The following is a 25,518-nucleotide window of genomic DNA, read 5'->3' on the forward strand; positions in this document are numbered from 1 at the left end:
AGGGAGTTTGTGTTACTGGTACGAATTAAAATGAAAAGCCTGAATTTTAAGCAATAAGTTATTAACAATGTGCTGATGTGCTCATAGCAGGTACAAAGTAAGCCGGCAGGAACGAATTGTATATGCGCACAGCATCCCTCCGCTTTGCGCTGCCGGCACATCCGCACATCACTTCACCCGCTGTAACCCGGCCTTCGCCCGCTGGTCCAGCGAGTTCTTGTAATCATGGCCCTCCATGTTCAGGCAGGCCTGGTAGCATTCCCGGGCTTTGGCTTTATCCCCGCGCTTTTCGTAGATGTTTCCCATTTGCAGGGCGGAGCGGGCGGCATAGTATTCCGGGCGGTTGGCGCCTACTTTTACAGTGGCTTCGTACATGGCAATGGCCTGGTCGTCCATTCCCATCTCATCATAGATACGGCCCAGGCGGTAGGCATATTCCAGCTTTTCTTCCAGCAGGGCAAAGTCGGCTGCCTTTTTGGTCTGCATTTGTTTCAGCGCCTCCTGGAAAAGGCCGCCATCGCTCAGCAGGCGCGCTTTCAGCAGCAGGGGGTTGGGCCATTTGCCGCTTTTGGCCTCTTTCTGGGCCTGCTTGTCCTCATCGGCTTCCGTGCTGCCGCGGGTCAGTATCATGGCGCGGTACTTATTGGCGGCGTCCATGTTCCCGTGCAGGTAATAGTACCAGCTAAGCCGCTGCAGGGCATGCTTCAGGTAGAACTTGCCTTTATAGCGCCTGATAAATCTTTCCAGGTACACATGCGCATCGTCGTCCATACGGGCCAGCTTTAGCTGCCCCAGCAGGCAGTCCGCATAGGGAATATCCACATAGTGCACGTTATCATTCCGATCCGTCAGCACGGCTATGCCCAGCACCGCTTTCTGGTTGGTAGCGGCCAGGCTGGCCACCATGATGGCGAACAGGTAGTTGTTGCGGGTATCCAGTTGCTTTTGCCGGATGAACTGCCACAGTTCATCGGGGTTGTTCTCCATGAACTGCTTCAGGTAGCAGTAATAGTAATATGCTTCGGGGCGGAAAAGACGGGCCAGGGGCGCATTGCTGTCAATGAACGATTGCAGGTTGTCCATCCCCTGCCTGATACTGCCTTTCATGCCCAGTATATTGCTTACCCACTTGTAGCCGTCCGGGATGGTGCCAAACACGGTTTGCATGGCGCCCAACAGCATGCTGTTAGGCTGGAACTGCGGGAACTTGCGCTGGTTGTCCTTCAGCAGCATATAGGCCTTGCGGATCTCCCAGCCGGCGTCCCATTTTTCCCCGAACTTGATGCGTACCATGGCCCACTGGAAATGGATGGCCGCCTGGGTGAACAGGTGGTAGGGAGAGCTGTCCGGCCCCTGCTCCATCCTTGACAGGCGGGTGGCGCGGGCTCCTTTGGTGGCAGCATACATGGCCGGGTCTTCATTGAAGAACAGGGGGAAGAAATCAGCATAGTTATCCAGGAAATATGGGATCAGGTTATCCGGGTGCTCCTGTTTCTCCGCCGCCAGCAGGGCCTTGCCATCGTTAATGCGCAGTTGCATAATGGCTTCGTAGGCTTGCTGGCAACGGGTGTTAAAATCATATACCGGCTCGCGGGCGGTAACGGTAAAAGCTATACTCAGTAAGATCAGTGATAAGAAAATGCGCATGCGCAAAAGTATTTCAAATTCTATTCCAACTAACGTGTCCGCTGCATGCAATGCATAAAAAAGTGAAAGTCCCGCTCCTGTCCCGGCATAGCCGGGATAGAACGGGACTTTTTTAGTTGACAGTCGTTAGTTGGCAGTTGGCGGTCTTACTGCCAATTGCCAATTGCAAACTGCCAATTATATCGTTACGGTAGCGTCCAGGTCATTGTCCACTACGATACGTCCGCAGTGCTCGCATACAATAATCTTTTTACGCTGGCGGATCTCTGCCTGGCGCTGCGGGGGAATGGCGTTGAAGCAGCCGCCGCAGGAATCGCGCTCGATGGATACCACGGCCAGGCCGTTGCGGTAGTTCTTACGGATCTTCTCATAAGCGGCCAGCAGGCGGGGCTCTACCTTGGTACGGGCATCCTCGCTGTTCTTACGGATCTGGCGCTCTTCCTTGTCGGTTTCCGCGATGATCTTTTCCAGCTCGCCTTTCTTGTGCTTCAGGTTATTTTCTTTCTCCACGATCGCCTTTTTGGCGTTTTCCAGCAGGCGGGTTTTATCCTTTATTTCATCATTCGCATCCTTGATATGCTTTTCCGCCAGTTTGATCTCCAGCGTCTGCATTTCAATTTCCTTGGTGATGGCCTCAAACTCACGGTTGTTCTTTACGTTATCCTGCTGCTTCTCATACTTCTTCACCAGGGCTTCAGACTCCTTGATGGCGGCCTTCTTGTTGGCGATAAAATCCTGGATGCCGCGCAGCTCGTCTTCCACATGGGTCAGGCGGGTGTTCAGCCCTTCCACTTCGTCTTCCAGGTCTTTCACTTCTATTGGCAATTCTCCCTTCAGCACCTGGATCCCGTCCAGCTTGGAATCGATCTTCTGCAACTTGAGTACAGACACCAGTTTTTCTTCTACGGAGTATTCTTTTACGGTAGCCATATATTGTTTTATAAATAATTTACCGGATTTGTTTGAATAGTAGATTTAAGAGGCGCGAAATTACGAAATTTTTCCGTCAAAATATTGTAAAATAATTCTATAGTGAACTGCTCGCTCTCAAAATGACCTATATCTGCTATAATTAGCTGGTTTTCAGCATCAAAGAACTCATGATACTTGAAATCGGCGGATATATATGCATCTGCCCCCGCTGCAATGGCCTGTTTCAGTAAAAAGCTGCCCGCACCGCCGCACAGGGCCACCTTTTGTACCGGCCGGCCCCGCAGGGGCGTATACCGTACGCAGCCGGTATTGAAGCGCTCTTTTACCAGGCGCAGGAAGTCCATCTCCTCCATGGGCTGCGGCAGCCGGCCGCTAAGCCCGGATCCTACCTGTTCATAGGCATTGTCCAGCCGTACAATGTCGTAGGCTACCTCCTCGTAGGGATGGCTGCCCAGCAGGGCCTGCAGCACCGGCCGCTCCAGGTAGGCAGGAAAGACCACTTCCAGCCTGGTTTCCGGCTCCGTATGCCGCTGCCCTTGCTCTCCTACATAAGGGTTGGTGCCGGCGCCGGCCTTAAAAGTGCCGCTGCCTTCCGCCTGAAAGCTGCACTCGCTGTAGTGGCCGATATTACCGGCGCCGGCGGCAAACAGCGCGGCCCGTACCTTTTCCGCATCCGCATGGGGCACAAAGGTGTACAGCTTTTTCAGCAGGTCTTTCCCGGGGGCCAGCACCCGGCAGTCCTGCAGCTCCAGCCGCTGCGCCATCATGGCGCTGACACCGTTGCGCACATTGTCCAGGTTGGTATGCGCAGCATATACCGCTATATCGTGCTTAATGGCCTTAATGGCCACCCGCTCCACGTAATTGCTGCCGGTGATCTTCTTCAGCCCGCCCCATATAATGGGGTGATGGGCGATCACCAGGTTGCAGCCGCGGGCAATGGCTTCCTCCATCACCGCCTCCGTGGCGTCCAGGGTTAGCAGCGCATTGGTCAGCTCCCGGTTGGGATCGCCCAGCAGCAGCCCGGCGTTGTCATAACCTTCCTGGTATTGCAAAGGGGCAAACGATGCCAGGACATCGGTCACTTCTTTTATCTTCATAGGGGAAAATTAATGGTTTTAACAGGATTTTCACGGGCCCTTATGAAATAGCGGTGTTTTCCCGGTGTTTCCCCCCTGTAGCTGCGGTAAAACCTTTGGTAAACTCCTGTCTAACTACTGTGAAGTCCCTGTGAAATGATAAATTTGCCCCCATGATAACGGTTAAATCAACAGACGAGCTTTATACAGCCTATCAACAAAAGATGCAGCAGGTGGCCGATGTGCGCAATGCCATGGCCGTGCTGGGCTGGGACCAGGAAACCTACCTGCCGGAAAAAGGGGCCGCCTTCCGCGGGCAGCAGCTCACCACCCTCTCCACCATCGCCCACGAATTATTTACCGCACCCGAGCTGGGCGAGATACTGCAGGAGCTGCGCCACCGTGGCGACCTTTCGCCCCGGCAGCAAAAGAATGTGGCCCTTTCCCTGGAAGACTACGAAAAAAATAAAAAATATCCCTCCAGTTTTGTAGCAGACCTTTCCCAAACCACCAACACCTGCTACCATGCCTGGATAAAAGCCCGCAAAGCCAACAGCTACGCGGAGTTTGAGCCGCTGCTGGCCAAAATGATCCTGCTCAAGCAGCAGGAAACCCACATACTGGGCTATGAAGGCCATCCCTACAACGCCCTGCTGAATGAATACGAGAAAGGCGCCTCCACCGCCATGCTGGACAAGGTGTTCGACGCGGCCAAAACGGCCCTCACACCGCTGCTGCAAAAGGTAATGCAGCAGCCGGCCGTGGACAGCAGCTTCCTGCACCGGCATTATGCCCGGCAGCCACAATGGGACCTGGGCATGGCCCTGCTGAAAGATATGGGATACGATATGGCGGCGGGCCGGCAGGATATTTCCGAGCACCCCTTCACCACCAGCTTCAGCCCGCAGGATGTGCGCGTGACCACCCGCATTGACGAGAACGACTTTGGCAATATGACCTGGAGCTGCATACATGAAGGCGGCCATGCCCTGTATGAGCAGGGACTGAACCCGGAGGAATACGGGCTTCCCTGCGGAGAAGCCGCCAGCCTGGGCATTCATGAGTCCCAGTCCCGCCTGTGGGAAAATAACGTGGGCCGCAGCCTGGCCTACTGGCAGCACTATTACCCGCAGTTGCAGCGCAGCTTCCCGGACCACCTGCAACAGGTGCCGCTGGAGCAGTTCTACAAGGCCATCAACCAGGTAAAGCCCTCGCTGATCCGTACGGAGGCGGACGAGCTGACCTATCATTTCCATGTAATGATCCGCTATGAAATAGAGAAGGGACTGCTGGAAGGCGCCTATACCACCAAAGACCTGCACCAGGTATGGAATGCTCACTACCGGCAATACCTGCAGGTAACCGTGCCCGATGACACGCGGGGCATCCTGCAGGATATTCACTGGTCGCACGGCAGCTTCGGGTACTTCCCCACCTATTCCCTGGGCAGCTTTTACGCTGCACAGTTCTTTGCCGCCGCGCAGCAGCAGCTAAACGGGCTGACGGAACAGATCGCGGCCGGGCAGTTCGGCCCCCTGCTGGCCTGGCTGCGGGAAAACATTCACCGCCATGGCCGCTATTATACCTCCAATGAATTATGCGAAAAGGTGACCGGGCAGCCGCTGGACTTCCGGTATTTCCTGGAGTATGCGGAAGGGAAGTTCTTAGATTAGAATGTAAAATTTCAAATAATCAATATCAAATGTAAAAATTGGTGGACATGTCTTGAGTACAACTAAATTGCCCAAATTAGACATTGCCGCCAACTTTTACATTTTACATTCATCATTTTACATTTATCATTTCATCATCCCCTCCAGCTCCTGCAGCGATATCACGCCCTCCTTCCGGCCTGTTTCCTTACCATCCTCGTAAAAAACGAAGGTGGGCAATGTATGGGCCCGGATGGATTGCATAACCTGCTGATCATTTCCTCCATCCACCTTTACCAGCCGCACCTGCTGGTGGGCCTGCAGGAATTCCTGCAGCACAGGCTCCATTTTACGGCAGGGCGGGCACCAGGGCGCACCTACGTCTACCAGCACCAGCCCTTTTTGTATTGCCTGCCGGAAGCCGGCCACAGAAAGCTGTTCTTCAGGCTTCGCGCCGCCTTCCAGCGCTTTGCCGGCCTGCTTCCAGGCCAGGATGCCGCCTTCCATTTCCACTACCTTACTGAAGCCGTTCTCCCGCATCCATTTGGCGGCCGCAGCACTGCGGCCCCCGCTCAGGCAGTAGATGTATACCGGCTTTTGTTTGTCCAGGTACTGCACCCGGTGGGCAAATTCCTTTTTATCCGTGTAGTCCGCCTGCAGCGCACCCGCCAGGTGGCCGGCATTGAATTCCTTCGCCGTTCTTACATCAAACAACTGCACAGCAGGCTGCTGCACTCCTTTCTCAAAAGTGATCACATCCACTTCCTGGGCCTTTGCAGCCAGTGAAAGGCTGGCAAAGATCATCATGGCCAGGCCCGGTTTCAAATATTTATTCATTCGTTTTGGTTATTTTTATTCCTGTTAGCTCTGCAAAGTTCCTGAAACTGATCAACATCACCCAATACGGAGGAATTTGTTGACCAGTATCATATAAATATCATGCCATTGAATATGTAAAATAGCTTAATTTTAATCGAGTTTTCAACACCTATACCGACAAGAAATAAACTGCTATCCTGCAACAGGGGGAAGAAGAACTATATCCGGAAGATAACCGAATACAGGATAGGACTATGCCATTACCAATGAAACGCCAGCTACTTCTATGCCACCACCGGGCATCCCGGTGGAATGTCAGGCAAGTGATCACCTGTTTGATCTATCTGTGTTTATGCGGCATTACCCCGGCGCTTGCCCAAACGCATAACGTGGATTTTGACGCCGATAAATGGAGCGGCTGCGAGCCCCTGGCCGTACAGTTCCGGAACCTTTCAGACCCCGGTTACAGCTCCCTGAACTGGAATTTCAGCGTTGGGGCCGATGTAAGCGATCCCAACCCCGCCAGGATATTCAATACTCCCGGTGTTTACAAGATCACCCTTACCGTGACCTACCCCGATGGAGCCGTTATTGCAAAGGAAAAGAACATTACCGTATATAAAAAGCCGGCCGCCGCCTTTTCGGTGGCGCCATCCAATGGCTGTACCCCCCTGGCCGTTACTTTTACGGACCAGAGCGATCCGGGCGACGGCACCATTGCCAGCATTACCTGGGACTTCGGGGACGGCATTAACGGCACCGGCAGCACCGCCACCCATACCTATACGCTGGGCGGCGTGCAAACCGCCTCCCTGATCGTGACCAACAGCTATGGCTGCAGCAACGGCGCCACGCAACAGATCACCGTACAGGACGCGCCTGATGTACAATTCACCAGCGACCGGCAGGGTAGCTGCACCACGCCGTTCATCGTCAACTTCCAGAACAATACTACCGTGGCCAACAATGTAGCACTCTCCTACCGCTGGGATTTCGGGGACGGTACTACCAGCACGGCCACTAACCCGCAGCATACCTACACCCGGGAAGGCGCATTTACCGTGACCCTTACCGCTACCACGCCGGGCGGCTGTACACAAACGCTGACCATGCCGGACTATATACAGATCAGCCAGATGCAGCCGGACTTTGCCCCCGATGGCAGCGTATGCGCCGGGCAACCGGTGCTGCTGGTGAACAGGACGCTGCCCGCTCCCACAACCGCCCGCTGGGTGTTCCCGGACAGCAGCGTGCAGCAGGCAGTGAACGCGCGCTATACCTTTCCCTCTGCCGGCGACTATACCGTTACGATGACGGCTACCAGCGCCGGCTGCGAGGAGACCGTTACCAAAACCATTCATGTAAACCCACTGCCGGATGCAGACTTTACCGCTACTCCCAACCCGGCCTGTAGCGTGCCTGCCAATATACAGTTTACCGCGCAGGCCCCGGATGCTACCGCCTGGACCTGGAACTTCGGCAACGGGGGCAGCGCTACCACCCAAAACCCGGCGCACACTTACACGGCCGAAGGTTTCTATACCGTAACCCTGCAGGCCACCAGCGCCACCGGCTGTACGCGCACCGTTGCCAAGCAGGACTATATCCGCGTACAGGAGCCTTCCGTGAGCTTTACTCCCAGTGTGCATGGCGGCTGTATCCCCATTGATATTACCTTTACCCCTGCGGTATTCAGCGCAGACCCGGTCACCCGGTACACCTGGAACTTTGGCGATGGCGGCAGCTCCAGCCTGGCGCAGCCTACCCATACTTTTACCGTGCAGGGAGACTATACCGTAACACTGGAAATTGAGACCCGGGGCGGGTGTACCGCCTCCTATTCCATGCCCATCAGCGTAGGGGAAAGAGTAGCTGTGGATTTTGAAGTGGATCATACGGAAGGCTGCCAGGAGGATATTTTCCGGTTCACCAACAAGTCCGTGCCCGCCGGCACCCAGTGGTTCTGGGATTTTCCGCAGGATAACAGCGCTGAAAGCACGGAGCACCCGAATCACCAGTTCACTTACATTGGTGAACATGACGTACGGCTGACCGTGGTCAACCACGGCTGCTACAATGTGCTGATCAAGGAGGATTATATTACGATCAACCCGCCGGCTGCCCGCTTCAATGTATCGCCGGACTGCGTAAACAAGTACGAACGCCAGTTCAACGATGCATCTGACTTTGGCCCTTCCGGCACGCCCCAAAGCTGGTTGTGGGATTTCGGGGATGGTACTACCTCCACCGAACAGTCGCCACGGCACACCTTTCCCCGGACCGGCACCTACCAGGTGCAGCTAACCGTCAGCAATGGCAGTTGTACCTCCGCCATTTCGCAATTCGTGCATATCATTGATGAAAAGCCGGCCATCCGGGCCAATACCTCCAGCATATGCGCGGGCAGGTCCGTCAGCTACAGCATTACCAGCCGGCTAACCTATGACATGATTGCCGGTTATGTCTGGGATTTCGGCGATGGCAGCGGCTACAACGTGGATGCGCCCAATTTTGATCCCAACGCCGTATATACGCATACGTACAGCAATCCCGGCACCTACAAGGTAAGCCTTTACGTGCTGGATATTAACGGCTGCCCTCACTACTCCGATTCATTGCAGATCACCGTCAACGGCGTCAATGCGGACTTTACCTATACCGGCAGGTGCAGGGAAGCGCCCTTTACTTTTACAGATGCTTCCGTGGCCGCTTTCCCCACCACCACCATTAGCTCCTGGACCTGGGATTTCGGGGACGGCAGCGCGCCTGTAACCCAGCAGCAAAAACCTAACGGATACGGTCATACGTTTGATAGTATGGCTACCTTCCCGGTGACGCTTACGGTAACGGACCAGTTTGGCTGCACCTCCAATACCACCAAACAGGTAACGGTCAATACGGTAGATGCTTCCATCGTGGTGCCGGGCCAGGAGGCCTGCCAGCAAAAGGTCTTTAACTTTTCCAACAACTCCATCGGCAACGGCCTGACCTATGCCTGGAGCTTTGGCGACGGTGGCACCAGTACGGAAGGGGCGCCGGAGCATACCTATACCGCTGCCGGCGTATATACGGTAACCTTGGAGGTAACGGACGCCGATGGCTGTAAGGACAGCCAGGTAGCCACCAATTTTATCACCGTGCGCAACCCGGAAGCCGACTTCAGCTTCCCGGCTACCCTGCCGCCCTGCCCGCCGGTGCTGGTGCCCTTTACCAACAACTCATCCGATTATGACGGGGTGGCCTGGCAATTCGGCGACGGCAGCACATCGCCGGAAATATCGCCCGGCCATGCCTACAGCCGCCCCGGCACCTATACTGTAGAGCTACGCGTATACACGGATGGCGGCTGCTTTAGCACCTTCACCCGGGATCTGACCATACAGGGCCCCGACGGCTCGCAATCCGCTACTCCCACTACCGGGTGCTGGCCACTGCAAATAAATATGACCGCACAAAGCAGCAATGCGGTAAAATATATCTGGGACTTTGACGACGGCCATGTAGTGACCACCACTACGCCCACTACCGCTTACGAGTATACGAAAGAAGGCATATACTACCCCCGCGTAATACTGGAAGATGCCAAAGGTTGCCAGGTACCGGCCCTGGGCAGCGATACCATCGTGGTAGACAAGGTAATGCCTCACTTCACGATCGATAACACCCAGGCCTGCGACGGAGGATATGTATACTTCCGGGACAGCAGCCGGAGCATCACCAAAGACCAGCTAGGCATGGATATGACCTACCAGTGGGATTTTGGCATAGACAGCCGCACCGATGACACCGGCGCCGGCGCCAATCCCCGGTTCTTCTATGATACCACGGGCACCTATTTCGTGAGGCTGCTGGCTACCAGCACCTACGGCTGCACCGGCGAAGTGACCCTGCCCGTGGTGGTAGAGCCGCAGCCGGAAGCGGAGATACTGCCCATTGAGCCGGTTTGCGCCGGCAGCGAAGTAAAGCTGCGGGGCCGCGAAATCAGGCAGTTGCCGGGCACTAAATGGGTATGGCAGGTGGCGGGACAAACCTTTGAGACCGCGGATCCGCCGCGTATTCCCTTCGAAAACCCGGGCAATAACCCGGTACAGCTCACCATCAGCAATGGCAATGGCACCTGTCCCGACGTAGCGGAAGCCGTTGTGCAGGTGGATGCGCTGCCGGTGCTGCAGCCCGTGCCGCAGCAGGCAAAGATCTGCCGCGGGGAATCCATACAGTTGCAATCCAATGTAAGCACCGGCACGGAAGTGACCTGGACCGGCACCAACATCTCTGATCCGCGCAGCCCGGCGCCTACCGTAAGCCCGGAGCAGGATGCTGTGTACCACGTGCTGGCGGAGAACAGCGCCGGGTGCACACGGGAAGCGGATGTATTCATTACCGTTACCCAGCCGCTGGAGGTAACAGCGGCGGATGTGGCCATCTGCGAAGGCAAGAGCGTGCAGTTGCATGCCAGCGGCGCGCCCCGCTACAAATGGATACCGCAAACAGGCTTGAACCGCGATGACGTAGCCGACCCGATGGCCAGCCCCTCCGCTACCACTACCTACCAGGTGATCGGTTCCGGGGATGATGCATGCTTTACCGATACCACCGAGGTAACGGTCACCGTCAATCCCTCCCCGCAGGTAAGCGCCGGGCCGGACCAGGTAGTGCCCGTAGGCGCTGAACTGCGCCTGCAGTTGCAAAGCACCCCGGACGTGACCCGTGTGGAGTGGCAGCCCGCCACCTACCTGAGCTGTACGGATTGCCTGGCGCCCCTGGCGCAACCCAAATCAAACATTACGTATCATGTAACGGCCAGCAACCAGTACAACTGTATTAGCATAGACGATATCAACATTAAGCTGGTTTGCGAATCCGGCTCGGTATTCCTGCCCAATTCCTTCAGTCCCAACGGCGATGGCCAGAATGATATTTTCTATGTGCGGGGACGGGGCATCAAGACCATTAAGGTATTCAGGATATTCAACCGCTGGGGCCAGTTGGTATTTGAGCGGAACAACCTGACCACGGAAGACCCGGCCTCCGGCTGGGACGGCCGGGTGAACGGGACGCCCCTGCCCCCGGACGTGTTTATTTATTATGCGGAAATGGTGTGCGATACGAACGAAAGCTTTACCCTGAAAGGGAATGTAACGCTGCTACGTTAGTAAGGCATTAATTTATTAACAATAGATCATATATTTATTTTTCGTTAATTTGTGGTATTAAAGGCCATACCTATACCTATTATGAAAAGCCTGATACCTGCATATCTGACGGCCCTGCTGCCGTTATTCCTGCTCACTGCGCTGTACAGCCACCCTGTAAAAGGTCAGCAGGCAAACTTTGTCTATAATGCGCCGGCCGGACAGTGCTCACCGGCAGTGATTGAGCTGCAGAATACCAGCACCGGGTACCCGCTCTCCTATACCTGGGACTTTGGCAACGGCACCGTAGCCTATACCGCCAATGCCCAGGCCACCTATACACAGCCCGGCACCTACCGCGTGACCCTCACCGTGCAGTATGCCAACGGCACCAGCGAGGCATGGAAGGAAATTACCATACAGCCCTCCCCGGCTGTGGCTTTTGACGTGGATGTGGCGGCCGCCTGCCAGCCTTACACGGCCAACTTTACGGACCATACGCCCGGTGCGGCCGTGCGCACCTGGGACTTTGGCGATGGCAGCACGCCGGTCACTACCAACAGCGCCACCGTGATGCACAGCTACACCCGGGCCGGACAGTTTGACGTAACGCTCACCGTGACCAACGCTTTTAACTGCACGCAGGCCCTGACCAAACCGGCGCTGATCAATATCACCGTACCTGCCATTACGCTCAGCGGCACCAACATTACCGGCTGCGCGCCGCTGGATGCCAACCTGTCGGCCACGGTTAGCACCATCAATAACGACCCGGTTACCCGGTATAACTGGAGCTTCGGGGACGGCACTTCCCAAAGCACCGCCACGCCCGATGTTGCGCACCGGTACAATGGCACCGGCGCCTATGATGTAACGCTCACCGTGACCACCGGGCAGGGCTGCAGCGCCTCGCTGACCGCCGGCCAGTTGGTGAGGGCCGGCAGCCCGCCCGCTAACGTAAGCTTTACTGCCACACCGGGGACCGCCTGCGCCGGCGACCCGGTAAGGCTGCTGGCCACCGCCACCAATGCGGACAGCTACAGTTGGGATTTTGGCGACGGCACCACGGAGGAAGGACCAGACAATGACATTACCCACGGGTTTAAAGATAACGGCAGCATTACCGTACAGTTGCGCGCCGGCAACAACGGCTGCTATACGGCCGCCACACCGGTTACGGTGCAAATAACCGGGCCGGCCGCCCACTTCAGCTTCAGCCGCTCCTGCAGCAACCGGAACGAGTTCGTATTTACCAATACCTCCGCCACCACCGGCGGCGCTACCTATGAATGGGATTTTGGCGACGGCAGCCCGCTGGCATACACCCGGCATACCACGCATGTGTACGCCCAGCCCGGTAATTACACCGTGCGTCTCACTGTACGGGAAACGGGCGGCGGGGCCTGCTCCAGCAGCGAGTTCCAGGCCCTATCCTGCTTCCGGGCAGATTTCAATACCGGCGCCAGCGCCATCTGCCGGGGCAGCAACATTGGCTACGGCGTGCTGCATGTGCCGGGTCAACTGGTGGACCACTACAGTTGGCGCTTTGGCGATAATACTGTGCAGAACGCCACCAGCCCGGATATTACCAAGGCCTATCACCAAAGCGGCACCTTTACGGATACGCTGATCATTTTCTATAAAGACCCGGCCACGTATTGCAACGATACGGTGGTGAAGCAGCAGCATATCACCATCCTGGCGCCGGTAGCAGACTTTACCACCGGGCTGGCCTGCGCCGGGCAACCGGTCAGCATCACAGACGCCTCCCAGCCCTGGCCCAATATACCGCTGACCAACTGGGACTGGAACCTGGGCAACGGCACTACCGCCAACGTACAAACGCCCGCTCCGCCCGGCTACCCTGCCGCCGGTAACTATACGATAAAGCTGGTGGTAACGGATGCCCGTAACTGCAAGGATTCCGTGACACAGACCCTTACGGTCAATCCTACGCCTTTCCTGGCTATGCCGGCGCCGCAGTACAAAATATGTGAAGGCAACAGCGTAACGCTCACCGCCCAGTCCGATGCTGCCGTACAATGGAGCCCCAACGATCACCTCAGTTGCGTAAACTGTGGCGCTACTTCCGCTTCCCCGGTTGCCGATACCCGGTATTACGCCACGACCGTCAATACCTTTGGCTGCGCCGTACAGGACTCTGTAGACGTGAACGTGGTACCGCAGGTACGGCTGGCCGCAGGGCCGGACACGGCCATCTGCAACGGCACGGCCGTACGGCTGTGGGCCAGCGGGGCGGCCTCCTACAACTGGGCGCCGGCACGCTATTTGTCGGACAGCACCATAGCCAACCCCACCGCTACACCGGCAGAGGATGTTACTTATACGGTTACCGGCTCCAATGATGCAGCCTGCGCAGCACAAACCCTGCAGGTAACCCTGCGGGTAAACCCGCTGCCAGAGGTGGAAGCAGGACCGGACCAGACCATTACCACCGGGTCGGCGGTAACGCTGGATGCCACCGGCAGCGCGGATGTAGTAGCCTGGGAATGGGCGCCAACAGATTACCTCGATTGTCCTACATGCCCCTATACGCTGGCAACAGTGCGCAGGCCCATCAGTTACAGCATTACGGCTACTAACGCAGCAGGATGTACGAAAAGTGATATCGTCCATATAAACCTGGTGTGCAACAAGGAGGCGGTATTCATACCTAACACATTCAGTCCCAATGGAGATGGTGCAAACGATATTTTCTATATACGCGGTAAAGGTGTTAACTTTATTCAATCCTTCCGCATTTTCAACCGATGGGGACAAGAAGTATTCAAGCGGGAAAATATAACCATAGATGACGTCAGTTCAGGATGGAACGGCACCTACAGGAACGAGCCGCAGCCAGCAGATGTATACATTTATTTCATAGAAGCCTACTGTGACACCAACGAACGTTTTGAACTGAGGGGGAACGTAACATTATTAAGATAATTTAAACCATAACCTATGAAGCCAAACTTGAGTGGCTCAATCAAAAAGCTGTTGCGTAGTGTGCTGTTGATGGTTTCAGCAGGCACCTGCACCCAGCACGCGCTGATGGCGCAGGACATCCACCTGTCCCAGTTCTACGAAACGCCCATCCTGAGAAATCCTGCCCTGATCGGCATCTTTAATGGCGACGTGCGCGTACAGGCCGTGTACCGCAACCAGTGGAACAGCGTCACCATTCCCTACCAGACCGGTGCGGTCAGCGGCGAAATGAAATTTCCCGTAGGCAGGAGCAATAACTTTGTAACCGCGGGCATGCAGCTCACCTACGACCGGGCGGGCACCTCCCGCCTGCAGTCCGTACAGGTGCTGCCGGCCCTGAACTTCCACAAGTCCCTGAGCGCGGACAAAAGCAGCTTCCTCTCCCTGGGCATTATGGGCGGTATGGTACAGCGGCAGTTCGATCCCTCGCACCTTACGTTCAACAACCAGTACACCAACGGGCGCTTTGACCCCTATGCCCCTACCGGCGAGGAAGGACGGCTGGCCCTACGCGGCTACACCTACCTGGATGCCGGCATAGGGCTGAGCTATAACAGCACCATCGGCGAGGATATAAACTATTTCGTGGGGGCGGCCGTTTACCACTTTAACCGGCCCAAGGTATCCTTCTACAAGGACGCCAGCGTGGAGCTGGATATGAAGCTCACCATCAATGCCGGTATTACCGTGCCGGTATCCGAAAAGGTGAAGGTAATAGGCCAGTACAACCAGTTGCACCAGGGCACTTATACGGAATATATTGGCGGCGCCCTGGTAGGCTACGGCCTGCTGGAGCAGGGCCTGGAATCGGATCGGGGCCTGTATGGCGGCGTGTTCGTACGCTGGAACGATGCCGTGGTGCCGGTGCTGAAGCTGGACATGGGCACCTGGGAAATGGGCGCCAGCTATGACGCCAACATTTCCAGCCTGCGCACCGCCAGCCAGTCCTTTGGCGGCTTTGAGATATCCCTGGTGTTCAAGAGCTTTCTCAACAGCCGCAACAGTACCCTGGAAAGCACTAACTGTCCCCGGTTTTAGTGGTGAAACGTAAAAGCTGCGAAGCTAAATGCTAAATGTGTAATTTTAACGCCTGAAACCATTAAACCCATTCACCATGAGCGTAACAGTAGGAACTAAAGCACCGGCATTTTCATTGTATGATACGGAAAAAAAGAAAGTGTCACTGGAGGATTACAAGGGCCAGCACCTGGTAGTATTGTTCTTCCCGATGGCCTTTACCAGCGTATGCACGGCAGAACTGTGCTCCGTAAGGGACAACCTGTCCACCTATAATGGCCTGAACGCGGCCGTGGTAGGCATTTCCGTGGATTCCCCCTTTACCCTGGGCAAGTTCAAGGCAGAACAGCAACTGAACTTCCCCCTGCTGTCCGACTTTAACAAGGAGGCTTCCCAGGCATACGGGGCTTATTATGACACTTTTGTGCTGGACCTGAAAGGCGTGTCCAAAAGAGCGGCTTTTGTGATAGACAAGGACGGAACGGTACGCTATTCGGAAGTGCTGGAAAGCGCCGGCGACCAGCCCAACTTCGGGAATATTCAGCAAACCCTGACTTCCCTGCAATAGCGCAGCGGCAAGCGTTAAAGTTTTCTAAAAACAAACGGCAGACCGTACTTTTTGGCCTGTCGTTTGCTATTTTTACATAGGTTATGTACTCTAAATAAATTGGGAAATATTTGAAAAAATTTTTATCTTTATATTACTATGTGGAAAACCTCTACCCTTCTATTCATATGCTTGCTTAGCTTCTGCTGCCTCACTGCGACGGCACAGAGCACCAAAACCTTACCAGCCAGGGAGATGGAAGGAGGCGCCAAGATCGTAAAACTATATCCCAATCCTGCCTCCAGCATCATCAATTTTGAAATTCAACAGCATAATAACGACCGGATGTACGAGCTTATTGTATACAACTTTCTCGGAAAGCAGGTAGACAAGCTCAAGAACATCAATGCCCGGACTACCGTAGACCTGGGCTCCTACTACAGCGGCGTGTATATTTTCCAGCTCCGCGACCGGGAGGGCAACCTCGTAGAATCCGGCAAGTTCAATGTAGTGAAGTAAAAATCCCAAATACCAAAATCCAAGTTCCAAAGTAAAAATACCAGAACCCAAATTCCAACTTATTCATCGGAGCCCCCACAAAATAGCAGTTTTAAATTGCTGGGAACACTTATGTCCATTTTGGAATTTGGTGCTTGGAATTTGGAATTTTTCAGGAAACTTCCACAATCAAAAATTTAAGGTAGGTGGTATTCTCGATATTCCACAAAATGGGGTGATCCTGTGACTGTGTCTGGAACGTGACCTGCCGCAGCTTCTTTTTGGCGTCTTTGGCAGCCATCTCTATGATCTCCAGGAACAGTGATGGCGGCACCAGGTTGGTGCAGGAGGCCGTCACCAGGAAACCGCCGGGTTTCAACAGCTTCATGCCCCGCAGGTTGATCTCTTTATAACCGGTAATGGCTTTTTGTATGTTCTCGCGGCTTTTGGTAAAGGCCGGGGGGTCCAGTATCACCACGTCAAACTGTTTGCCTTCGCGCGTCCACTGTTTCAGCGCATCAAAGGCGTTCACCGCCTGGAACTGGCATACCTCCTCCAGGTTGTTGAGCTGCGCATTGCGGCGGGCGGTATTTACGGCATGTTCTGAAATATCCAGGCCCAGCACGCTTTTGGCGCCGTAATAGCCGGCATGGCAGGAGAAAGTGCCGGTATAGCAGAAAGCTTCCAGCACATCGGCCCCTTTTACAATATGCTCAATAGCGCGGCGGTTGTCCTGCTGGTCCAGGAAATAGCCGGTCTTTTGCCCGTTCTCGATATCCACATTGAACTGCAGCCCGTTTTCCCGCAAAATGATATTGGTATCAAAAGGCGCGCCCAGGAAGCCCTTTTGCTGGGGCAACCCTTCCAACTCCCGCACCGGTACATCATTGCGCTCGTAGATGCCTTTGGGGCTGAAAATGCTGTTCAGCGCATCCACAATGGCCCCTTTCCAGCGGTCCATGCCCAGGGCCAGGGTTTGCAGCACAAAATAGTCGTTGAATTTGTCGATGATCAGGGCCGGCATCTCATCCGCCTCCCCGAATATCAGGCGGCAGTTTTCCACGTAGCCCAGCTTCCGGCGGTAATCCCAGGCTTTTTGCAGTCGGCGGTGAAAAAAGGCCGCATCTATGGCCTCTTCCTTATCCCGGGTAAGCAGGCGCACCAGTATCTGCGACTGGGGATTGATATAGCCCCGGCCCACAAAAAGCCCCTGGTGGGTAAACACCTCTACTATATCGCCCGCGTTTACGGGACCATCTACGTTCCCTACTTCGTTGCCAAATATCCAGGGATGCCCCAGTAATACCCGCTGTTGTATCTTTTTCTTTAAGAAAACCTTTGTCATTATTTATAGTAAAGCGGGGCAAAGGTACGTGAATTAGGCAGAAAGCATAAAGCCGAAGGCTCAAAGCTTACGATAGCGAATTTACCCGCAGCAAACCGACGAAGGAGGTTCATCGAGATAATCGAAAAAACGAAAGACTACGAGGTAATCAGCTTTCTGCTTTACGCTTTCTCCGTTCAGCTCAATTGTGTCAAATTGTCCGCTCCCTGCACGTTGGCAAAATAATTGTCCGATGTAAATTTGCAGATTCAAGGCTAACAATGTAACCATTATGACAGATAAAGAAAAAGATATACAGACAGACAGTCAGGATACCGCCAACGGCCAGCAGCCTGCCGCGGAAGAAAACAATGCCGGCGGGAACGTACAGGCGGAAAAAGCGCCGGAAGAGGGCGAACTGGAGAAAAAACAGCAGGAACTGAACGAAATACGGGATAAATACCTGCGTTTGGTGGCAGAATTTGATAATTTCAGGAAACGTACCGCCAAGGAACGGGTAGAGCTCATACAAACTGCCAACAAAGAGGTGATCCTGGCCATGCTGGATGTGCTGGACGATTGCGACCGGGCCTACAGGCAACTGGAGACCGCTACCGATATTGATGCGATGCGGGACGGCGTGGTGCTGGTGTTCAACAAACTGAAATCCACCCTGCAAGCCAAGGGTCTCCGGCCTATGGAAAGCATGCACGAGGAATTTAACCCTGACATGCACGAAGCCATTACCGAAATACCTGCCCCTGCGGAAGACCTGAAGGGAAAAGTGATAGATGAATTACAGAAAGGATACTACCTGAACGACAAACTGATCCGTTATGCAAAGGTGGTAGTGGGCAAATAGGGTGACGATATGGCATACCTATGTAATTAATATACCACAACACAAACACGCCGGGCCATTCCCGGCTTTAAGCAATAAAGCATGTCTACAAAGCGAGATTATTACGAAATACTGGGCCTTGCCAAATCTGCTTCCCAGGATGAGATCAAGAAAGCCTACCGTAAGGTGGCCATGCAGTACCATCCTGACCGTAACCCTAATAACAAGGAGGCGGAAGAGAAGTTCAAGGAGGCGGCGGAGGCCTATGAAGTGCTGAGTGATCCCGACAAGCGTGCGCAGTACGACCGCTTTGGTCATGCTGCTATGGGCGGCGCCGGCCGTGGTGGCTATGGTGGCAGTATGAACATGGAGGATATATTCTCCAATTTCGGGGATATATTCGGGGAAGATATTTTCGGCAGCTTCTTTGGCGGCGGTAACCGCGGTGGCGGCCGGCGCGGCCGGGGCACCCGCGGCTCCAACCTGCGCGTGAAGATCCGCCTCACTTACGAGGAAATAGCCAAAGGCGCCAATAAAAAGATAAAGGTTAAAAAATATGTGCCCTGCGCCCAGTGTAACGGCCTGGGCGCCAAGGACCGCAACGCTTTCCAGACCTGCGGCACCTGCGGTGGCTCCGGCCAGGTAAGAAAGGTGACCCAGACCTTCCTGGGACAGATGCAGACCGTCACTACCTGTCCCACCTGCCAGGGCGAAGGCCAGACCATTACCAGCAAATGCTCCCACTGTAAAGGCGAAGGACGCGTATATGGCGAGGAAATGGTGAGCATCGACATCCCGGCCGGCGTAGGCGAAGGCATGCAATTGAGCATGAGCGGCAAAGGCAATGCCGGCGAAAGAGGCGGCGCCCCCGGCGACCTGCTGATACTGATAGAGGAAGAACCGCATCCTGAGCTGCACCGCGATGGGCTGAACGTAGCTTATGACCTGCACATCTCCTTCCCGGACGCCGTGTTCGGCACCCAGGTGGAAGTGCCCACCATTGACGGGAAGGCCAAAATAAAAATACCCGCCGGCACCCAGAGCGGCAAAATATTCCGCCTGAAAGGCAAGGGCTTCCCCTCCGTAAACTCCTACGAAAAAGGCGACCAGCTCATACACGTGAACGTATGGACACCGCAGCACATAACCGCAGAGGAAAAAGCCATCCTGGAGAAACTGCAGCAGGCGGATAATTTCCAGCCTAACCCGGAAAAATCCGAAAAGGGATTCTTTGAGAAAGTAAGGGACATTTTTAGTTAGAATGTAAATTGTAAAATTTCAAATGTTAAATGTAAAAGTTGTCGGATATGCTTTTAATAAGCATTCCTGTCTTAATTGAAACATTGCAACCAACTTTTACATTTGAAATTCTTCATTTTACATTTTCAATCTTTCTTCATGCACACTTCCTTTCCTAAGCTCCCCATGTTTGAGAACCGGCTGGTGAAGGTGTTCCGGCACCTGCGCAAAACCGCGCGGCGGCAAAACATCACCTGCTACCGGGTGTATGATGACGATATACCGGAATTTCCCTTCAGCATCGAAGTATACGAGCAGTGCGTATATATGGCCGAATACCAGCGCAGGCACCACATGGAAGAGGAAGAACATGATGCCTGGCTGGAAGCCTGCATTGAAGTAGTGGCCAACGTGCTGGAAACGCCGCCGGAGAACATTTTCCTGAAGCAGCGGCAGCGCAAGCAAAACCGGCAGGCACAGTACGAAAAGCTCTCCTTTGAAAGGCATGAAATGGTGGTGCAGGAAGCCGGGCTCAAATTCAAGGTGAACCTGAGCGACTACCTGGATACCGGGCTTTTCCTGGATCACCGCATCACCCGCGGTATGGTGAGGGATGAAGCCGCCGGCAAGCAGGTGCTGAACCTGTTCTGCTACACCGGCTCCTTCTCCGTATATGCGGCAGCCGGCGGCGCCAGTGGCGTTACCTCTGTAGACCTTTCCAAAACCTACCTGGCCTGGGCGGAAGAGAACATGCGCCTCAACGGCTTTGATATGCAGCCCCATCACTTTGTACATGCGGATGTGCTGCAATACCTGGATACCCTGGCCCCCGCCACCTTTGACCTGGTGATCGTAGACCCGCCCACCTTTTCCAACAGCAAGCGCATGAAGGATTTCCTGGATATACAGCGCGATCATGTAAGCCTGCTGAACAAAGTATTGCAAGCCACCAAACCCGGCGGCGTGGTATATTTCAGCAACAACTACCGCCGCTTCACCCTGGAGGCCGGACAGCTAAACGCCAGCTCCATTAAGGATATTACCGGGCAAACCATGCCCTTTGATTTTCAGCAGAAGATGGTAAGGAAGTGTTACCGGATAGAGAAGTAGCGCCTCGTTTGCTGCATTAACTACTGGTTAATATTTTCCATCCCTTAAATTATTTAGTATCGCAACCGCCGGACGTTACCGTCCGGCTTTTTTATTTTTTGTAGTCAAAAAAAGTAAATAATTGTTTACCTTTGTAATACCCGGAAGGATGAAATGTTCCGAACTGTTAAGAAGGTTGAAAAGGGAAGGATGGATCATACACCGTAGTGGTAAAGGAAGTCATAAGTTACTGATACACCCCGACAAGCAAGGCGTAGAGATCGTTTTTCCGGACCACGGCTCAGATGAAATAGCAAAAGGATTGGCCAGCCGGATTTTAAAACAGGCCGGCTTGAAGTAAGCCACAAGAACATTCATATTTAAAAGCATCAAGCCATGAAGAAGATTGCATTTATTGTAGAGAAAACAGCAACGGGGTTTTCTGCCTATGCAGAGGATTTTGAGCAAACACCGGTAGGTACTACCGGTAAGGACATGGCTACGTTAAAAAAGAACATCACGGAAGCACTGCACCTCTACCGCGGCCACAAGGGCCTGAAACCTGTACCAGATAAGGACATCGTCATATTACTGGACCTGCAGCAGTTTTTCGAATACTATAAAGAGATCAATGCAAAATCCCTTTCTGAAAGGATTGGCATGAACCAGACCTTGCTCTCCCAGTATGTGAATGGTATCAAAAAACCCTCCGTAAAGCAGGTAAAAAAAATACTTGCCGGCGTAAAAGCGTTGGGACAGGAGCTTACACAACTGGAATTTGCCTGACCGCACGTACGTTTTACTGCACATGCTTCGTTTTCCTCAGCTCTTTTACCAGCTTCAGGAACTCTTTTCGATAGCCACCCTGGTCCCGCCCCAGGGATTTTTTTGCAATACTGGTAACCATGGAAGCCGTACCACTCCCCTTGTACTCGGACCTGCGTAGCAACATGCCCAGCAGGGCCACGGAGCTGGCAAAACGGAAATCGGAAGATGCGTCTTCAAAAGCGGTAGCGTGCCCGGGTATATCATACCGTATGGAATGCACGGCGGAATCTGAAGGCTCCCGGTACCGGAGCCGTACTTCCCCCAGCAGGCTGTCTGCCGCCACGGCGCTGTCCCGGGGTATGATCTCGTACAGGGCCACTGCACAATGGCCCGCGCCAATAATGCCGCCCACTATCTTATCCCCGTTGCTGTTATCCTCTTTCAGCACTTTATTTTCATAGCCGATCAGCCGGTAGGCCTTTACCACTTCAGGATTGAACCATACCTGCGCCCTGGCGTCCTTGGCCACGGTGAACAAGGTGCTGCCAAATTCCTGCGCAAATATCTTGTTGGCCTCTTCAAGGTTATCAATGTAGGCAAAGTTGCCGTTCCCCTTACTGGAAAGGGTTTCCAGCTTGGAGTCCTTGTAGTCGCCCATACCGAAGCCCAGGCAGGTCAGCAGCACGCCGCTCTCCTTCTTTTCCAGGATCAGCTCCTCCATTTCGTGGTCGCTGGTCTGGCCCACGTTAAAATCACCGTCCGTAGCCATGATCACGCGGTTGTTGCCATCAGGAATGAAATTCTCCACCGCTATCTGGTACGCCATTTTAATGGCCGCTTCGCCGGCAGTAGCGCCGCCTGCGCTCAGGTAGTCAATGGCGTTCAGTATCTTTTCCTTCTGATCTCCGGGGGTGGCGGGCAGTATGATACCGGGCGCCCCGGCATAGGCTACAATGGCCACGCGGTCGTTTGGACGGAGATTATTGACCAGCACCCGGAAAGCGGCCTGCAGCAGGGGCAGTTTATTGGGCGTGCCCATGGAGCCGGATACGTCTATCAGGAACACCAGGTTGCTGGCCGGCAGGCTGTCAATATCCACCTGCCTGGCGCGCACGGCTACCTGCAGCAGTTTGTGCGCCGGCTGCCAGGGACATACAGCGTAGCTGGTGTGAATGGCCAGTAGCTGGTTGCTGTCTGGCAATGGATAATTGTAATGGAAATAGTTCACCATCTCCTCTATACGCACGGCATCGGCCGGCACCCGCTCCTTCAGGCGCACAAAACGGCGGATATTGCTGTAAGCCGCACGGTCCACGTCCAGTGCAAAGTTGGAGCTGGCGCTTTTCATGGTCTCTACAAACTTGTTCTCATAAATGGTGCCGTAGGTCTCATCAAAAAAGGCATGAATGCCCATGCCTATATTACCGTAATTGGGATTGGAGCTGTGGGCCAGCCTGGCTTTGGCCTTGGCTTTGGCAATAGCGATATCATCTGCGCCATTGTCTTTGGGCGTAAGGGCCACCAGCATCCGGCCGTAGTTCTCTATGGCTATGGTACGGCTCACATAGCGGGGATGTTCGAATAAAAGGCCGCTGCCGCCGGGCGGTATCACTATACGGAAAAGGCCATAGGAGTTGGTCAGTACCTTTACCGTATCATTCATAACGCTCACGGTTACCCCGGGCAGGGGGTTATGGGTAATACTGTCTTCTACCGCTCCCGTTACCCATATTGTTTGCGCGCCCGCAGGTACCCCCATTAATAATATGCAGCACAATGAAAGGAGGAGCTCACGCATAATTAAAATTAATAATTAATAATGAATAATTAATAATTCCCGTTACGCCAAAGTTTCATTGAGACAACAGCGTTGCGAATATTATTCATTATTCATTCTTCATTATTAATTACTCTATCAACTGGTATATTTCCGGTAGGTTGCGCCCCAGGCCGTCGTAGTCCAGGCCATAGCCCAGCAAGAACTTGTTGGGCACGGAAAAGCCCAGGTAATCAATTTTCACGGGGTGCGTCAGCGCCTCGGGCTTGGTCAGCAGGGCGGCTATCAGCAGCTTTTTAGGCTGCTGGTGCTCCAGTTGCGGGAGGAACCGGTGCAGCGTTTTGCCGGTGTCCACGATGTCTTCCAGTATCACTACCGTACGGCCATACAGGTCCTCGTCCAGGCCAATGGAGGTGACCACGTTGCCGGTGGATTTTGTGCCTTTGTAGGACACCAGCTTGATGAAGGATATCTCCGCCTCGATGGACAGGTGCTTGAAAATATCGGCGGCAAACATGAATGAGCCATTGAGAATGGCGATAAACAACGGCTTTTCTCCCTGCAGGTCTTTACTAAGCTGCGCGGCCATTTCCTGTATGCGCAGTTGCAGCTCCTCTGAACCGATATAGGGCTGAAATTCTTTGTCGTGCACCTTGATAACTGACATGCGGATGATCGGTTTATGATATTGAATAAACAGCTTACTTGCCTACCAGCAGCCGCTGGCCTATTTTCAGGTCCGTGGTGGGCAGGTTGTTCCAGCGCAGCAACTGTTCTATGGTAATGTGATAACGTTTGGAAATACCGTAAGCCGTTTCCTTCGGCTGTACGTCATGATACTGCAGTATGCCGGTAATGCGGTCTGCCGCTGCCGGGTTGCCGGCAGGCGCTGGGGCCGGCTGTGCGGCGGGCGTGGTATCCGGCTGCGGCGTTGCCGCCTGCGGGCCGCCACCGGCCGGCTTTACCTGCGCTACTTTCTTCAGGTCTTCTACCATGGCCACCGGTATGCCACTGCTTTGCTGCGGGGCGGCCGCCGGCTGTGCAGGAGCGGGCGCCGGGGCGGTTTGCGCAGGCGCATCGGTTTGCTTCGTGATGCCCTGGCCTTCCGGCGTAAGGGAATAGTTATCTTCGTCCGTCCTGGGTGTGGCGCCTTTTACCAGGCGGGGCGTGCGATTGGAATAGCCGTCCAGGGCCAGCTTTTCGCCGGGGGCGGGTTCCTCTCCTTCCTGCATCCGGTTGCGCCGGCGCAGCCATTTCATCTGGATGCCTTCCGCCTGCGCCACATCGTGCAGGGATTCTCCCTGCGCCACCACGTGGTAGTCGTCTTTCCCTTTCTTGCTCTTCTTCTGCAGGTAGATGTACATATCTGCCGGCAGGGGCGCATCAGTGGACAGGTCATTATATTTCAGCAGCCGGCTCAGGCGTATATTGTGCCGGTCGGCTACCTGTATCAGCGCGGTGCCTTTGGGCAGGTACAGCACTTTGCGGCCATTGATCTCAAATACTTTAGCGGCATCCGGGCGGCGGGCGGCAGTTTTAACAGGCCGGGCTGCAGGCCGGGTCACGGCCGGCGGGCGCTGGTCTTCGGGACGGGTATTGTCGCGGGACACCGCCAGGGAGGTATTCCGGGGTGCGCCCAGGCCTTCCTGTGTGTACTGCTCCAGGTGATTGTCCTCGATGATCTTTATCAACTGTTGCGGGTAGATGCGGCTGGTAGCATACCCGGCCTGCTTCAGGCCATAGGCCCAGGACTTATAATCGTCCGGGGCAAACTCAAAGAGGAAGGCATAGCGGGGATTGTTCCGCAGGAAAGTGGAGTGATCCCGGTAGGAATCCATCGCGCTGGGATATTTACGAAAGCATTCCTGGCGGGCGTCATCATCGTAATTAACGGTTTCACCTATCCAGTTGTTCTTGCACTTGATGCCGAAGTGATTGTTGGAGTGCAGCACCAGCCAGCCGTTGCCGCTTTGCGTTTCCAGGATGCCCTGGGCCAGCTTGATGGCGGCCGGTACGCCGGAGCGGCGCATTTCTTCTATCGCAATGTCTTTGTACGTAGCAATGTATTGCTGCGTAGTCATGGTTTGCGCTTTCAACACAGGCATGCAGCCAATAAGAAAACTAACCACCAGCAGAGATTTCCTTAGTTGCATGGGTATATATTTAAT

General features: G+C 54.4%; 19 protein-coding genes. 11 read left to right on the forward strand and 8 right to left on the reverse strand.

Annotated elements, in window-relative coordinates; genetic code table 11:
* Positions 1-168: 168 nt before the first annotated feature.
* The 3 genes from LX66_RS00215 to LX66_RS00225 form a co-directional block, all read right to left on the reverse strand.
* On the reverse strand, positions 169-1,647 hold the full coding sequence (locus tag LX66_RS00215; protein ID WP_145709874.1) for a tetratricopeptide repeat protein: 1,479 nt from the start codon (positions 1,645-1,647) through the stop codon (positions 169-171).
* Between the two features lie 177 nt (positions 1,648-1,824).
* Positions 1,825-2,577 carry a zinc ribbon domain-containing protein gene (locus LX66_RS00220; RefSeq protein ID WP_145709875.1) on the reverse strand — a complete coding sequence of 251 codons (753 nt, stop codon included), beginning with the start codon at positions 2,575-2,577 and terminating at the stop codon, positions 1,825-1,827.
* 8 nt (positions 2,578-2,585) lie between these two features.
* The gene (locus LX66_RS00225; RefSeq protein ID WP_145709876.1) at positions 2,586-3,680 is read right to left on the reverse strand and encodes a Nif3-like dinuclear metal center hexameric protein; all 1,095 of its coding nucleotides are present in this window, start codon (positions 3,678-3,680) and stop codon (positions 2,586-2,588) included.
* 152 nt (positions 3,681-3,832) lie between these two features.
* Here LX66_RS00225 and LX66_RS00230 point away from each other — a divergent pair, with 152 nt between their 5' ends.
* Positions 3,833-5,332: a carboxypeptidase M32 gene (locus LX66_RS00230; RefSeq protein WP_145709877.1), complete on the forward strand. Its 1,500-nt coding sequence runs from the start codon at positions 3,833-3,835 to the stop codon at positions 5,330-5,332.
* 126 nt (positions 5,333-5,458) lie between these two features.
* Here the strand turns inward: LX66_RS00230 and LX66_RS00235 are convergent, their stop codons facing one another.
* Positions 5,459-6,148: a thioredoxin domain-containing protein gene (locus LX66_RS00235; protein WP_145709878.1), complete on the reverse strand. Its 690-nt coding sequence runs from the start codon at positions 6,146-6,148 to the stop codon at positions 5,459-5,461.
* A gap of 317 nt (positions 6,149-6,465) precedes the next feature.
* On the opposite strand from LX66_RS00235, the gene LX66_RS28420 reads away from it, so the two are divergent.
* From LX66_RS28420 to LX66_RS00260, 5 genes are all read left to right on the forward strand, one after another.
* Positions 6,466-11,283, forward strand: a complete 4,818-nt coding sequence (locus tag LX66_RS28420) for a PKD domain-containing protein (protein WP_158642495.1) — start codon at positions 6,466-6,468, stop codon at positions 11,281-11,283.
* An 81-nt stretch (positions 11,284-11,364) separates the two neighbouring features.
* The gene (locus tag LX66_RS00245; protein ID WP_145709880.1) at positions 11,365-14,211 is read left to right on the forward strand and encodes a gliding motility-associated C-terminal domain-containing protein; all 2,847 of its coding nucleotides are present in this window, start codon (positions 11,365-11,367) and stop codon (positions 14,209-14,211) included.
* A 15-nt stretch (positions 14,212-14,226) separates the two neighbouring features.
* Positions 14,227-15,288 carry a PorP/SprF family type IX secretion system membrane protein gene (locus LX66_RS00250; RefSeq protein ID WP_145709881.1) on the forward strand — a complete coding sequence of 354 codons (1,062 nt, stop codon included), beginning with the start codon at positions 14,227-14,229 and terminating at the stop codon, positions 15,286-15,288.
* Positions 15,289-15,364: 76 nt separating this feature from the next.
* Positions 15,365-15,835 carry a redoxin domain-containing protein gene (locus LX66_RS00255; protein ID WP_145709882.1) on the forward strand — a complete coding sequence of 157 codons (471 nt, stop codon included), beginning with the start codon at positions 15,365-15,367 and terminating at the stop codon, positions 15,833-15,835.
* Between the two features lie 138 nt (positions 15,836-15,973).
* Complete coding sequence (locus tag LX66_RS00260; RefSeq protein WP_145709883.1) at positions 15,974-16,333, forward strand: T9SS type A sorting domain-containing protein; 360 nt, start codon at positions 15,974-15,976, stop codon at positions 16,331-16,333.
* Between the two features lie 151 nt (positions 16,334-16,484).
* On the opposite strand, the gene LX66_RS00265 is transcribed toward LX66_RS00260, so the two are convergent.
* Positions 16,485-17,657 carry a class I SAM-dependent rRNA methyltransferase gene (locus LX66_RS00265; RefSeq protein ID WP_145709884.1) on the reverse strand — a complete coding sequence of 391 codons (1,173 nt, stop codon included), beginning with the start codon at positions 17,655-17,657 and terminating at the stop codon, positions 16,485-16,487.
* 271 nt (positions 17,658-17,928) lie between these two features.
* On the opposite strand from LX66_RS00265, the gene LX66_RS00270 reads away from it, so the two are divergent.
* The 5 genes from LX66_RS00270 to LX66_RS00290 all read left to right on the forward strand — a co-directional run bounded on the left by LX66_RS00270 (position 17,929) and on the right by LX66_RS00290 (position 21,591).
* Positions 17,929-18,498 carry a nucleotide exchange factor GrpE gene (locus LX66_RS00270; protein ID WP_145709885.1) on the forward strand — a complete coding sequence of 190 codons (570 nt, stop codon included), beginning with the start codon at positions 17,929-17,931 and terminating at the stop codon, positions 18,496-18,498.
* Positions 18,499-18,579: 81 nt separating this feature from the next.
* Entirely contained in the window at positions 18,580-19,737 is a 1,158-nt protein-coding gene (gene dnaJ, locus LX66_RS00275) for a molecular chaperone DnaJ (RefSeq protein ID WP_145709886.1), read from the forward strand.
* Positions 19,738-19,875: 138 nt separating this feature from the next.
* Positions 19,876-20,826 carry a class I SAM-dependent methyltransferase gene (locus LX66_RS00280; protein ID WP_244620247.1) on the forward strand — a complete coding sequence of 317 codons (951 nt, stop codon included), beginning with the start codon at positions 19,876-19,878 and terminating at the stop codon, positions 20,824-20,826.
* 148 nt (positions 20,827-20,974) lie between these two features.
* Positions 20,975-21,166, forward strand: coding sequence for a type II toxin-antitoxin system HicA family toxin (locus tag LX66_RS28585; protein WP_145709887.1), 192 nt, complete (start codon positions 20,975-20,977; stop codon positions 21,164-21,166).
* Between the two features lie 35 nt (positions 21,167-21,201).
* Positions 21,202-21,591, forward strand: coding sequence for a helix-turn-helix domain-containing protein (locus LX66_RS00290; RefSeq protein WP_145709888.1), 390 nt, complete (start codon positions 21,202-21,204; stop codon positions 21,589-21,591).
* A 13-nt stretch (positions 21,592-21,604) separates the two neighbouring features.
* On the opposite strand, the gene LX66_RS00295 is transcribed toward LX66_RS00290, so the two are convergent.
* The 3 genes from LX66_RS00295 to LX66_RS00305 form a co-directional block, all read right to left on the reverse strand.
* Complete coding sequence (locus tag LX66_RS00295; RefSeq protein ID WP_145709889.1) at positions 21,605-23,371, reverse strand: YfbK domain-containing protein; 1,767 nt, start codon at positions 23,369-23,371, stop codon at positions 21,605-21,607.
* Positions 23,372-23,480: 109 nt separating this feature from the next.
* Positions 23,481-24,017: a hypoxanthine phosphoribosyltransferase gene (gene hpt, locus LX66_RS00300; protein WP_145709890.1), complete on the reverse strand. Its 537-nt coding sequence runs from the start codon at positions 24,015-24,017 to the stop codon at positions 23,481-23,483.
* Positions 24,018-24,051: 34 nt separating this feature from the next.
* The gene (locus LX66_RS00305; RefSeq protein ID WP_145709891.1) at positions 24,052-25,503 is read right to left on the reverse strand and encodes a glucosaminidase domain-containing protein; all 1,452 of its coding nucleotides are present in this window, start codon (positions 25,501-25,503) and stop codon (positions 24,052-24,054) included.
* Positions 25,504-25,518 lie beyond the last annotated feature (15 nt).

This window comes from Chitinophaga japonensis, assembly GCF_007830125.1.
GTDB lineage: Bacteria > Bacteroidota > Bacteroidia > Chitinophagales > Chitinophagaceae > Chitinophaga > Chitinophaga japonensis.